Origin of the sequence: Tritonibacter aquimaris, from assembly GCF_009617595.1 — a bacterium.
Lineage (GTDB): Bacteria > Pseudomonadota > Alphaproteobacteria > Rhodobacterales > Rhodobacteraceae > Epibacterium > Epibacterium aquimaris.
The window spans coordinates 345,154-358,020 of record NZ_WIXK01000005.1 but is presented as its reverse complement, the minus strand read 5'-3'; the positions used below and the strand labels follow the sequence as shown (position 1 = coordinate 358,020).

Sequence of the window (12,867 nt, the reverse complement as noted above, 5' to 3'; positions counted from 1 at the left end):
TAAAAACTGTACGTGTTTCCTATAGGAAACGTCGCAAACAAACCATACCACCTGCACGCCGTTGAGTAGGGTAATCACATGAAACCCAGCTATCGCCTCTTTTATGCTCCAGACAACGCCTCGCTGATCATTCGCTTGGTGCTGGAAGAGCTACAGCTGCCCTATGAGACCCATTTGGTGGACCGCACGGTTTCGGCGCAGAAATCGCCGGAATATCTCGCCGTGAACCCGAGCGGTAAGATCCCCGCGCTGGAGACGCCAGATGGGACCATTTCTGAAGTTGGCGCAATCTTGCTTTATCTGAGCGAAACGCATCAGGCATTGGCGCCTCAAAGTGGCGAAAAAGACCGGCCTGCGTTCCTCAAATGGTTGTTTTTCATCTCAAACACGCTGCACCCAGACCTGATCATGCAGTTCTACCTGCATCGCTACGGGCCCGAAGACACGCAGCCGGAATTGCGCAAACGCACGTCCGCCCGACTGCAGACGCATCTTGGGCTGCTCGATGAGCTTGCAGGGAACTCCAGCATCCTCGGGGCAGACAGGCTTTCGGTTCTGGATTACTATGTTGCCACCTGCCTGCGTTGGTCCGCGCTCTATCCGCAGGGGGAAACCGGCTGGTTCGACCTCACCGATTATCCGGCGCTTCATGCCTTATGTGAACGCCTGGAACACCGCGCCGCAGTCCGCGCCGCAATTGACGCCGAGGGCCTCGGCCCCACCCCCTTTAGCATGCCGCACTATGCTTGCCCGCCAGAAGGAGCCGCTCTTTAATGTTTCTCTCCGTTTTTGACATGTTCAAAGTGGGCATCGGCCCGTCGTCTTCGCACACGATGGGCCCTATGGTGGCCGCCGCACGGTTCTTGCAGATGATCCGCGAAGCGCCGTTTGAACCCGCTGGCCTCAAGGCCTCGCTGCATGGATCGCTTGCCTTTACCGGCGTGGGCCACGCAACTGACCGCGCCACTATCCTGGGGCTCGCGGGGTTTGAACTCGACAGCTATGATGATGACAAGGCCGAAGCCTGCCTGGCCGAGCTAGCCAAGACGCACCAGCTGTGTCCACCGGATCTGCCGAAACTGCGCTTTAACCCCAAAACTGATCTGATCTTTGACTATGATCGCGCGCTGCCGGGCCACGCCAATGGCATGATCCTGATGGCCACCGACGCCGAAGGCGATGTGGTCATGCAGGAGGTGTTCTATTCCATTGGGGGCGGCTTTGTACTGACCGAGGATGAGCTGGCCCATGGGGGAGACACTGATGACGGTGCGCCAGTACCCTTCCCGTTCAAATCGGCTTTGGAAATGCTGAAGATGGCCAAGGCGAGCGGCAAATCCATCGCCGAAATGAAACGCGCCAATGAGCTGTCACGTCAGGATGCAACCCATCTGAAAACGGGCACCAAACGCCTGTGGCAGGTGATGAATGATTGTATCAACCGCGGGCTTGAACGCGACGGCATCCTGCCCGGCGGGCTTAACGTGCGCAGACGCGCGAAGAAGATCCATGAAACACTTCTGGCGGAACGTGGCATGAACCTGGTTGCGCCGCACACCGTCAACGACTGGATGAGCGTCTATGCCATGGCCGTGAACGAAGAAAACGCGGCAGGTGGTCAGGTTGTCACCGCCCCCACCAATGGCGCGGCGGGCGTGCTGCCTGCGGTGATCCGCTACTACCTTGATCACGTGCCCGGCGCATCTGAACGCCATATCGAAGATTTCCTGCTCACCGCCGCAGCCATTGGTGGGTTGGTGAAATTCAATGCGTCAATTTCTGGCGCGGAAGCAGGCTGTCAGGCCGAAGTTGGTTCTGCCTCGGCCATGGCGGCTGCCGGGCTTTGTGCCGTTATGGGCGGCACGCCGGAACAGGTGGAAAACGCAGCAGAGATCGCACTTGAACACCACCTGGGCATGACCTGCGATCCGGTTGCCGGTCTGGTTCAGGTACCCTGCATTGAACGCAATGGGCTTGGCGCGATCAAAGCGGTTTCGGCCGCCTCACTTGCCCTGCGCGGCGATGGGGAGCATTTTGTTCCGCTGGATTCCGTGATTGAGACCATGCGCCAGACCGGGGCAGACATGCATGAAAAATATAAGGAAACCTCGCTTGGCGGGCTTGCGGTGAATATTCCTAACTGCTGATCCACACGGACCTTCACCAACCTTAAGAATAGGTATGCCCAGACTGTGCAAGCAGCCTGGGCATACTTACAGTCGGGCCTAATACATATGTAACATGAACAACTTTTGCTTGTTTGGAAAATTCTAACTCGCTAGCGTGCGTTCATGATAGTTGACCGTCCAGTCCGTGGCATTGCCCTCATGTTTGGTTTTTGCCTGGTTGCCCCCATGGGGGATGCCGTAGCCAAACTGCTAAGCGATACCCCGCTTGGAGAAGTTCTGCTCGTCCGCTTTTTTATACAGAGTTTGATCCTGTTTCCGCTGATCTGGATCAGCAAACGCCATTGGCGTATTCCGGCGGGATTGATGGGCCTTGTGGTGCTACGTACAGTTTTACACATGCTGGGCATTGCAACCATGTTCACCGGTTTGCAGTATCTCCCGCTGGCCGATGCGGTGGCGATTGCCTTTGTCTGCCCGTTTATCCTGCTGCTTTTGGGGCGTATCTTTCTGCAAGAAGCCATCGGCCCCCATCGACTGGGCGCCTGCGCGGTTGGGTTTCTTGGTACATTGATGGTGGTACAGCCAAGCTTTGTCGATGTGGGGCTACCCGCACTCTGGCCTGTTGCAACAGCTGTGATTTTTGCACTCTTTGTTTTGATCACACGTAAGGTCGCCAAAGCCACCGATCCTTTGGGTTTGCAGGCGGTGTCCGGCGTTGTTGCCTGCGTATTGTTGATCCCAATCCTAGGCGTTGGGCAAAACTGGCAGGTTGACGCACTGCAACTTCCGGCTCCAACACAACAACAATGGGGGTTGCTGCTCTCCATTGGTATTCTGGGAACGCTTGCGCACCTGCTGATGACCTGGAGCCTGCGCTATGCGCCTTCAGCTACGCTAGCCCCGATGCAATATCTTGAGATCCCGATTGCCACGTTGATCGGCTGGTTGGTGTTCAACCAATTCCCCAACACATTGGCGGGTCTGGGCATCATGGTCACAATGGCGGCTGGGCTTTATGCGGTCTGGCGCGAACGCCAGGTCAGCCTCACACAGCCAGCAGAAGCCTAAGACAGATAGATATCTATCAGCGGCTTTAGGTAGTGTTTGGGCAACATCACCATCAGCCCCTGCCCCGCAGGTGTCAGGCTGATGGGCCCCAAAGCGCGATTGGATGTGCCGATTTGGCTTATCGGATCAAAAGTCAGCGCATCAATGGGCCATTCCAACCCGGTAGAGCGCGCCTGAACCCGTTGCAACGGATAAAGCGACACCACGTCACCTGCCGCCATATCCAACGCAATGGGCCTGCGCAGATGAAACAGAACCTCATGTTCACCGACTAAGATACAGGGGCTTGGATGTGGCTGCGCCAGCACATTCAACGCAGCCAATTGATGATCAATCCGCGCGCCCAGAAACCCCACTCCAATCACCAATGGCGCGTTGATATGGCGTAGAGCTTTGTCAAAATCTGTGGTGTCTTGCTCGGTAATGTGAACCATGCGTGCTTGGCCCAATGCCGCACGCGCGCCATCGGAAATGGAGTCGAAATCCCCCACCACTGCTTCGGGTTTGACCCCCAGTTCCAGCGCCATATTCGCGCCACCGTCAACGGCGACAAACCGTGGTGCAAGCCCCAGGGCAAGCCTGAGATCTTCCGAATCCACCGCGCCACCGCCCAGCAGCGTTACCGCCTGGTCCTGTTCAACAATCAGCATAGCCATAAACAGTTTCTCGCAGATTCGGAAACGAGCCACAATGTGAACACAAAATGATACGATCAATTGCACGGATTCGGGCAGAATTTGTCGTTCTGACCAATAAGATGAATGACATGACTTTGGCGAGGACGAGCTAAGAAATGGTACAGAACAACAAAGTACTGACGGTGTCCTACGGAACTTTCTCCTGTACGTTGGAGGGGTTTGAGGATTCCTTTGGAACCATGAAGGCGATCGCTGAATATTTCCGCGACCTCGCCTCAGACGACAGATATTTTGGTGCTGAGCCACCGCAACCGGATGCAGACATGCTGGCCCGTATCGCCCAGCGTGAAATTGCCCGCCAGGTCGAGGCCCGCACCTCGAACGCTGGCATCCACCTGCGCGCAGCCAGCGAAACCACCTCCGATGCACCGGCCGTGGCGCCAGTCGCAGAAACGCCTGTCGCGGATGTGACTGCAGCGGACACCCCGGTTGCTGAGGCAAAGGTCGAGACAGCACCGGTTGAAACCGCAAAAATCGAAGCTCCTCAGACCCAGCCTGCGGCAGAAACGGTCACAGCCCCGGCAAAAGCCGCGACATCTGCAGCGCTTGCGGAGCCTGAAACGCTGGAGGCAGAGCAGCCTGCGCCCGTTTCTGAGGACACTGCAGCGTCTATTGAGCAGCCCCTGGAAGAAGAGGTGTCTGCAGAGGTGCCCAGCGAGACCGCCCAGGACGACGCGCAAGAAGAGACTGCCGCAGCAGCCGTCGAAAGCAACTACCCGATCATTGCCGATTCCACCGTGGAATTCTTTGACGCTGACAGTGCAGCAGCTGACAGCGCACAGGTTAACGAAGAAGCTGCCGAGGAAGAAGAAACCCCAGAGGAAGACGACAACCTCGATTTTGCAGAAGGTGCCTTGGAAGAGGCTGATGCAGATACAATTGAGACTGAAACAGCTGAAGTTGAAGCATCTGAACCAGATGAGGTTCAAGAGCCTGAAATCGACCTGGATCAGATCGCAGCAGTGGTAGCTGAAACCGCTGACACGCAACCAGAAGCCGCCGAGGTTCTGCCGGCAGAAACTGTTGAAGTCGCCGAAAAACCAAAACCCGCCGCCAACAGCATCGCCGCCAAACTGCAACGCATCCGCGCAGTGGTGTCGCGCACCCCAGCGGACGAGTTCTCCGAAGATCAGCACGCTGAAGCGCTGAAAACCAAATCTGATGACCTCTCCGCAGCACTCGAAAGTGAACCCGCTGACGAGGAAGGGCTCGACAATGACGATCTGATCGAACGCGCACTGCAAGAGCTGAAGGCTGACAAAGCCGCGACTGAAGACGTCGCCACCGTTTCTGAGGATGCGCCAAAACAAAACGCGCCAGCAGCAGAAAGCGCACCAGAAACCAAACCTCGCCGTAGCCGGGTGATCCGCGTACGCCGCAGCGCCGTTGCGGAACCTGCTGCGCAGAAGGCTGCCGCCCAGAAGACGGCGGCACCCGCTTCCAGCCTCAGCGCTGATGATGAGGACGATCTGCGTCAGGAACTGGCCGCAGTCGAAGCTGAGCTGCTCGCAGCCACCGGCACCAAAGAGACATCAGCGCCAGAGGCACCCAAGCTTCCTGGTAGCGATGTTTCCCGCCTGATGGCAGCCGCTGATGAGAAACTGGACGATCCGGACGCCGCCGCCTCCCGCGAGGCCTATGGCCATATGCGCGCAGCTGTTTCCGCGGCTCAAGGTGACAAAAACGATGATGCCGAAGATGCCTCAGCGGATTACCGCAAGGATCTGGCGAGCGCGGTGCAACCACGCCGCCCGGTGGTGCGCCGTCGCAGCGAACGCCCCGCGGCCGCTCAAAATCAGCCGCTGAAACTGGTGGCAGAACAGCGCATTGATGAGCCCAAGCCAGCCGAGGCCAAAGTGGTGGCCAAATCGACGGTACGCCCGCGTCGTGTCACCACAAGCATGAAACCCGCAGCACCTGAAACCTCAGATAGCAACTTTGCCAAATATGCCCATGACACAGGTGCGGTTGAACTGCATGAAATGCTCGAAGCGGCCGCATCTTATCTGAGCTTTGTCAAAGGCCAGGATGTGTTTTCGCGCCCCGAGCTTATCAACAAGGTCCGTGCAACCGGTACCGAATTCAACCGCGAAGACAGCATGCGGTCCTTTGGTCGGCTGTTGCGCGATGGCAAAATCGCTCGCCGTCAAAACGGCCGCTTTGCCGCGTCAGAGGAAATCGGCTTCCAACCGCAGGGGCGCGCGGCTGGCTAAGCTGCCAAGGTCTATTCAAACAACAAAAGCCGCGGAGAGATCCGCGGCTTTTTTATGTCATTCAAGCATCTGAAACCAGTGGTTCACATGCCATCCTTCACGTGTCGGGATCGTCTTTTCCAACCCCACGGAAGACAAATTTGAACGGCAAGATCCATAGGATCCCAAGCGCCACATAGATCAAAAGCTCTACAAGAATATGGGGGCGCTCAAACAGCGCCACCACATTCACCGCCGCAATAATGTAGAGCGGCATGCCAATGAGCAAAATCACCAACGCCCAGCGCCGCCGAGCCTTATATTTCAGCCCCTTTGCCATCAGTCAGCAAACGGATCGGTCACAAGGATGGTATCATCGCGCTCAGGGCTGGTCGACAACAGTGCCACAGGGCACTCGATCAGCTCTTCGACGCGTTTCACGTATTTGATCGCATTTGCGGGCAGATCATTCCAGCTGCGCGCGCCTTCGGTGCTTTCGGACCAGCCCGCCATCTCTTCATAGATCGGGGTGCAACGGGCCTGCTGGTCTGCGGCTGTTGGCAGGTAGTCCAGACGTTCACCATCCAGATCATAGCCGACACAGATTTTCAGGGTTTCAAACCCATCCAGAACATCAAGCTTGGTCAGGCAGATCCCTTTGATGCCCGACGTGGCACAGGTCTGGCGTACAAGCGCGGCATCAAACCAGCCACAACGACGCTGACGGCCGGTAGTAGTGCCGAACTCATGACCACGGGTGCCGAGACGTTCGCCATCCACATCCGGGTTGCCTTCGCTGTCGAGCAGCTCGGTTGGGAACGGCCCTTCACCAACGCGGGTGGTATAGGCTTTTACAATGCCAAGCACATAATCGATTGAGCCGGGGCCGATACCCACACCGGTTGCCGCCTGCCCTGCGATCACATTTGACGATGTCACAAAAGGATAGGTACCAAAATCGATGTCAAGCAGCGCGCCCTGCGCCCCTTCAAACAGGATTCGCTTGCCCGCTTTGCGCTTGTCGTTCAGAACTTTCCAAACCGGCGCAGCATAAGGCAGGATCTTGCCTGCGATCTCTTTCAACTGGTCAATCAGCGCGTCACGGTCGATCGGCTCAACACCCAGACCTTTGCGCAGTGGATCATGGTGCTGCAGTGCACGATCAACACGGGCGATCAGTGTCGCCTCATCCGCCAGATCGGCCACACGAATAGCGCGACGACCAACTTTATCTTCATACGCCGGGCCGATACCGCGACCGGTGGTGCCGATCTTGGTGCCCTTAGAGGCCGCCTCTTCACGGGCGCGATCCAGCTCTCCGTGGAACGGCATGATCAGCGGGGTGTTTTCCGCAATCATCAGCGTCTTGGGGTTGATCTCAACACCCTGTGCACGCACCGTCTCGATCTCATTCATCAGATGCCAAGGGTCCAGCACCACACCATTGCCGATAACAGACAGCTTACCACCGCGCACCACACCGGAGGGCAGCGCGTGCAGCTTGTAGACCTTGCCATCAATCACCAGCGTATGGCCTGCGTTATGACCGCCTTGGAAGCGCGCAATTACATCGGCACGTTCGCTGAGCCAGTCAACGATCTTGCCTTTTCCTTCATCACCCCATTGGGCGCCCACTACCACGACGTTGGCCATCTCAGGTCCTCTGCATGTAGGTTAAAACCGAAGCCCATATAACGACCACGCGCGGCCGTGGGAACCACAAAACGTAGCATGACCGTTACATACCCACGCCAAAATAGCTGAAATTCACCAAACCGGCCCGATCAGCCATCGCAACTTGGGAGATGTGCATACATAATCGCGTCGGTGGCACAGGCCACCAACGCGCAGTTTATCAAGATCCTCAGGACGGCGAATAGGGCAGCGAGGAGTGGTGCAGATTGATTTTCAGCTCACCATTCTCATCTTTGATATATCCAAAGGAAAACTCCACCTTGGTTTCCACCCCATCCGGCCCGGTGAAGTAATAGTTCCCCATTGCCATCGCCGTATCATCGCTCGTGTAGATGCCGTTGTTCTCCCAGCGCACTTTGGTCCAACCTTTGATGGCAAACCCTTTATCTTCGCTGCCAGCGCTGCCGATGAAATAGCTCAACGCGCCATCAAAATCCGCGCGGAACTGTTTTTGCGAGGCCAGCGTGGGTTTGAACATCACATCACTTAGACCATAGGCATAAAGCGTATCGATATGTTCTTTGGCGAGGCTCTCAAAATCGCCGCCCGCTTTATGCGTCGCGGCAATGGCTTCGATCCCTTTGCCCCAGGACAGCTGGGCATCAATCACTTCTTGCTTGCTGATCGCTTCGGCAGAGGCAGCACCAGATACAAGCACCACAAAGGCAGCAGCGGTAAGAGGTTTCAGAAATGTCATGTCGTATATCCTTGATGAACAGAATTCGTCCGCGTCTGAGCGCTTGGCTCGGCGCGGCACTGCCAAAGATATGCTGCAGGGGTATCGGCGTGCAATAAAATACACAATCAAGAGTTGAACTTAACGATAACGATCAATCAAATACACTTTATCGCGCGCATATCGCACTAAATTCTGATGCTTTCCCCGCAACATACAACAAAGCCCCCCAAAATCTTGGGAGGCTCATTGGGCACTGGGCCCTCTGCTTTAGCTATGCCTAAAGGCTTATGCCGGGGAATACGGCATGGAAGAGTGATGCAAAACAATGCGCAGATTGTTGTTGTCATCCAAAATATAGGAGAAGGAATACTCAACCTTGGTGACGTTGCCATCGGCACCTGTCAGGAAATAGTTCCCCATGGTGAGTGCCATGTCACCTTTCAGATAGATACCGGTGTTTTCCCAACGGATATCCGTCCATCCCATGATGGCAAAACCGTTGTCCTCGGTGCCTTCCCGACCGATGAAATAGCTCAACGCGGCATCAAAAGTACCACGGAACTGGTTTTGCGAAGCAAGCGTTGGCTTAAACATGACATCAGCGATATCGTAGGCATAGAGTGTCTCGATATGCTGTTTGGCGCGGGCCTCAAAATCACCGCCCGCAGCATGAACAGCTGAAATTGCGACGATTCCATCTCCCCAGGCTTTCTGTGCATCCAAAACAGCCTGTTTGCTGATCCCGGCACCAAGCGAAGTTTGATTTGCCATGTTAGTAGTCCTCCGTAATTTTCAAAACCGCAGGGCTCGCAAAATAACACACCTATTTTGCACCTTTCGCAGCCAGCGATATATAGCAACCCCCCGTGGAAACAAATGCTCAGGGCAGGAAAACTGCCCTATTTCACGTAAGGTCGCGTTACGTTGTTCCTTTCCTCTCGTGGAGCGCGAACCAGCACAATTCCCATCGCGGCGCAGGTGATAAGCACCATGCCAACCAGACCAAACGCGCTCGGGAACACTTGAAAGAACAGCAGATCAAAGCCAAGTGCCCAGATCAAACCGGTAAAATCAAACGGAGCCAATGTGGAAACTTGGGCCCGCGCCACCGCCTTATTTGAAACGATATGCCCCACTCCACCAAGGACACCAGCGGCGATGAGGTACATTATTTCGTCTCGCTGAACTGCTTCCCAACCAAAGGGCGCGGTGCACAGACCAAACACCATGGCCGTCAGCGCAAAGTAAAACGCAATTGCTGTACTGCTTTCGCTATGGGTCATTGTTTTGGTATGCACCCGCACAAACGCCATGGTCAGCGCATAGCCCAAGGCGGCCCCAATGCCGATGATCGCACCTTCCCCCGGCAGCTCCAACGTATCCCACAACAGAAACATCACCCCGCCAAACCCCAGCCCCACGGCAAAGATTACCGAGACCGTCAGGCGCTCTTTCAAAAAAAACGCCGCCAGCGGCAGGGTGAAAATCGGAGCCAGATAGGCAATGGCTTGAGCGTTGGCGACCGGGAGATAGGCGAGTGACAAAAAAGAAAGCGCCATCGTAAACGCCCCCAGCAGCCCGCGTGTCACATGCAGCATCGGTCGCTTGGTGCGGATCCCTGCCGGAAAGTCGCGCCGCCACATAACATAAAGACAGATCACCAACAGCGCAAAGCCTGAGCGCCAGAACATGATCTGCCCCACCGGCACGCTCTGCGCCACTTTATGCACAACCGCAGACATGGCGGTGATCAAAAACACCGACAGAAGCCGTAGACCAATACCTTCAAAAAATGTGTTTTTCTGCACGATAAAACGCCCCACCTCATGCACCGAATACCGCGAGCCAGATCCGGCTCATCTATAACACCCCCCAACAGTACACGGCGCGCGTAAAACCTATATATGTCGGATGACGATGCGCATAAGAACAGCGCAACTCAGGCTCTGCCCTTTTCACGATCGCTCCATTCACCAGAGCACGCCATAAAACCCCTGCATTCCCTCTTGCTCCTTGCGCCAATCTTGCATAGATACCGCCAGATACTCAGCCAACTGCCGCAGGGTCCCATGGAAAACGTTGTACTTATCATCCACCTTCTTCTGGCCCTCGGCCTCATTGCCGTTGTGCTTTTGCAACGTTCCGAAGGCGGTGGCCTTGGCATGGGCAGCTCTGGTGGCAATGGTGCCGTGTCTGGTCGCTCTGCTGCGACCGCGCTGACCAAACTGACCTGGATCCTTGCTGCGGCCTTTATCTGTACCTCGATTGTGCTGACTGTGATCTCTGCAAGAAATGCAGGCAGCTCCTCGGTGTTTGATGGTGGCCTCCTGCCTCCGGCAGAAGATGTGCCTGCCTCAGCTCCAGCCGCCCCCTTGGGCAGCGATCTGTTGCCGCCTTCTGCGGGCGATACTGCGCCGCTGGTTCCCAGCGCGGACTGATCTACAAGACCTAGAATTCACTTAGGGAACCGTAACATCATATTGCGGTTCCCTTGCGCATTCTGCGCGAATCTCATATATACTGGAGTCCCGTGATACCGTGGTTTTTACAGCCACAGGGCACTCTGTTTTTGAAACTCTCACGGGGGCAGCCGAACACTCATGGCGCGTTTCATCTTTATCACCGGTGGTGTAGTCTCTTCGCTGGGCAAAGGCCTGGCCTCAGCCGCGCTTGGCGCATTGCTGCAGGCCCGTGGCTATTCTGTACGTCTGCGCAAGCTCGACCCCTATCTGAACGTCGATCCGGGCACCATGTCGCCCTTTGAGCACGGCGAGGTCTTTGTCACCGATGATGGTGCGGAAACGGACCTCGATCTCGGCCACTACGAACGTTTCACTGGCGTTCCCGCCCGCAAGACCGATTCAATCTCATCCGGGCGCATCTATACCAACGTCCTGGAAAAAGAGCGCCGCGGTGACTACCTGGGCAAAACCATTCAGGTGATCCCGCATGTGACCAATGAAATCAAAGACTTCATCTCCATCGGTGAAGATGAGGTTGATTTCATGCTCTGCGAAATCGGCGGCACCGTTGGTGACATCGAAGGGCTGCCCTTCTTTGAAGCCATCCGCCAGTTCTCGCAGGACAAACAGCGCGGTCAGTGTATCTTTATGCACCTGACGTTGCTGCCCTACATCAAAGCCTCGGGTGAGCTGAAAACCAAGCCGACTCAACACTCGGTGAAGGAGCTGCGTTCGATTGGCCTTGCGCCTGACATTCTGGTGTGCCGCTCGGAAGGGCCAATCCCACAGAAAGAACGCGAAAAGCTGGGTCTTTTCTGCAATGTGCGCCCCGACAGTGTGATCGCGGCACAGGACCTCAAATCCATCTACGAGGCCCCCCTCGCCTATCACCGCGAAGGGCTGGATCAGGCCGTGCTCGACGCCTTTGGCATCGCACCGGCCCCCAAACCCAACCTCGCCCGCTGGGAAGATGTGGCCGACCGCATCTACAACCCCGAAGGCGAAGTGCGCGTGGCGATCGTGGGCAAATACACCCAGCTCGAAGACGCCTATAAATCCATTGCCGAAGCGCTCACCCATGGTGGCATGGCCAACCGGGTCAAGGTGCGCATCGATTGGGTGGATGCGGAACTCTTTGACAAAGACGATGCCGCACCCCACCTGCAGGGCTTCCATGCGATCCTCGTGCCTGGTGGTTTTGGCGAACGCGGCACCGAAGGCAAAATCAAAGCGGCGCAATACGCCCGTGAAAACAACGTCCCCTACCTTGGCATCTGCCTCGGCATGCAGATGGCCGTCATCGAGGCAGCGCGCAACGTGGCTGGCATTGCTGAAGCCGGGTCCGAGGAATTCGATCACGAAGCAGGCCAGAAACGTTTTGAACCGGTTGTCTACCACCTCAAGGAATGGGTGCAGGGCAATCACAAAGTCGAACGCTCTGTTGGCGACGACAAGGGCGGCACCATGCGTCTGGGCGCCTATGACGCCACCCTGACCGAGGGCTCCACCGTTGCAACCGCCTATGGCGCCACCGCGATCGAGGAACGCCACCGCCACCGTTATGAGGTGGACATCAAATACCGCGAGAAACTGGAAGCCTGTGGTCTCAACTTCTCAGGCATGTCGCCAGACGGCCGCCTGCCCGAGATCGTGGAATGGGCCGACCACCCCTGGTTCATCGGCGTGCAGTTCCACCCGGAGCTGAAATCCAAACCGTTCGACCCACACCCGCTGTTCAAGGATTTCGTCCGCGCCGCGAAAGACGCGTCAAGGTTGGTTTGATCACGCGATCATTGCGAATAAAAGAAACGCCTCGGAGAGATCCGGGGCGTTTTTTTGTTGTGCAACAACACCAAGCCAACCGTTCCAGTTTGTGTGGGGTACGTTTCAACAGCAGATTTCGCCCCTCCCAAGCGCCCCCAACTCAAATGAGATACAGGGTCG

Annotated in this window: 12 protein-coding genes; 6 read left to right on the top strand and 6 right to left on the bottom strand. The window is 56.3% G+C overall.

What is annotated here, in order from left to right; genetic code table 11:
- Positions 1–78: 78 nt before the first annotated feature.
- The 3 genes from GG681_RS12105 (at position 79) to GG681_RS12095 (ending at position 3,197) form a co-directional block, all read left to right on the top strand.
- Positions 79–774: a glutathione S-transferase family protein gene (locus tag GG681_RS12105; protein WP_153548261.1), complete on the top strand. Its 696-nt coding sequence runs from the start codon at positions 79–81 to the stop codon at positions 772–774.
- Complete coding sequence (locus tag GG681_RS12100) at positions 774–2,147, top strand: L-serine ammonia-lyase (RefSeq protein ID WP_153548260.1); 1,374 nt, start codon at positions 774–776, stop codon at positions 2,145–2,147. The genes GG681_RS12105 and GG681_RS12100 overlap by 1 nt, the downstream gene beginning before the upstream one ends.
- Positions 2,148–2,291: 144 nt before the next feature.
- Positions 2,292–3,197, top strand: a complete 906-nt coding sequence (locus GG681_RS12095) for a DMT family transporter (RefSeq protein ID WP_153548259.1) — start codon at positions 2,292–2,294, stop codon at positions 3,195–3,197.
- Here the strand turns inward: GG681_RS12095 and GG681_RS12090 are convergent.
- Complete coding sequence (locus tag GG681_RS12090; RefSeq protein WP_153548258.1) at positions 3,194–3,853, bottom strand: thiamine diphosphokinase; 660 nt, start codon at positions 3,851–3,853, stop codon at positions 3,194–3,196. The two genes, GG681_RS12095 and GG681_RS12090, sit on opposite strands and share 4 nt — an antisense overlap.
- Before the next feature lie 137 nt (positions 3,854–3,990).
- On the opposite strand from GG681_RS12090, the gene GG681_RS12085 reads away from it, so the two are divergent.
- Positions 3,991–6,108: a prolipoprotein diacylglyceryl transferase gene (locus GG681_RS12085; protein WP_153548257.1), complete on the top strand. Its 2,118-nt coding sequence runs from the start codon at positions 3,991–3,993 to the stop codon at positions 6,106–6,108.
- Between the two features lie 97 nt (positions 6,109–6,205).
- On the opposite strand, the gene GG681_RS12080 is transcribed toward GG681_RS12085, so the two are convergent.
- The 5 genes from GG681_RS12080 to GG681_RS12060 all read right to left on the bottom strand — a co-directional run bounded on the left by GG681_RS12080 (position 6,206) and on the right by GG681_RS12060 (position 10,284).
- Positions 6,206–6,427, bottom strand: a complete 222-nt coding sequence (locus GG681_RS12080; RefSeq protein ID WP_153548256.1) for a DUF2842 domain-containing protein — start codon at positions 6,425–6,427, stop codon at positions 6,206–6,208.
- A complete protein-coding gene (locus tag GG681_RS12075; RefSeq protein ID WP_153548255.1) occupies positions 6,427–7,740 on the bottom strand; it encodes an adenylosuccinate synthase in 1,314 nt (437 codons plus the stop codon). Before GG681_RS12075 ends, GG681_RS12080 begins: the two co-directional genes overlap by 1 nt.
- A 211-nt stretch (positions 7,741–7,951) precedes the next feature.
- Positions 7,952–8,479: a phosphoribosyl-AMP cyclohydrolase gene (locus GG681_RS12070; protein WP_153548254.1), complete on the bottom strand. Its 528-nt coding sequence runs from the start codon at positions 8,477–8,479 to the stop codon at positions 7,952–7,954.
- A gap of 267 nt (positions 8,480–8,746) precedes the next feature.
- Positions 8,747–9,232: a phosphoribosyl-AMP cyclohydrolase gene (locus tag GG681_RS12065; protein WP_153548253.1), complete on the bottom strand. Its 486-nt coding sequence runs from the start codon at positions 9,230–9,232 to the stop codon at positions 8,747–8,749.
- Positions 9,233–9,360: 128 nt separating this feature from the next.
- The gene (locus GG681_RS12060; RefSeq protein WP_328593367.1) at positions 9,361–10,284 is read right to left on the bottom strand and encodes a DMT family transporter; all 924 of its coding nucleotides are present in this window, start codon (positions 10,282–10,284) and stop codon (positions 9,361–9,363) included.
- A gap of 246 nt (positions 10,285–10,530) precedes the next feature.
- Between GG681_RS12060 and secG the strand changes: the two genes are divergently transcribed.
- Both secG and GG681_RS12050 read left to right on the top strand, forming a co-directional pair.
- Complete coding sequence (gene secG / locus GG681_RS12055) at positions 10,531–10,899, top strand: preprotein translocase subunit SecG (RefSeq protein WP_153548252.1); 369 nt, start codon at positions 10,531–10,533, stop codon at positions 10,897–10,899.
- A 162-nt stretch (positions 10,900–11,061) separates the two neighbouring features.
- Entirely contained in the window at positions 11,062–12,705 is a 1,644-nt protein-coding gene (locus GG681_RS12050) for a CTP synthase (protein WP_153548251.1), read from the top strand.
- Positions 12,706–12,867: the final 162 nt, after the last annotated feature.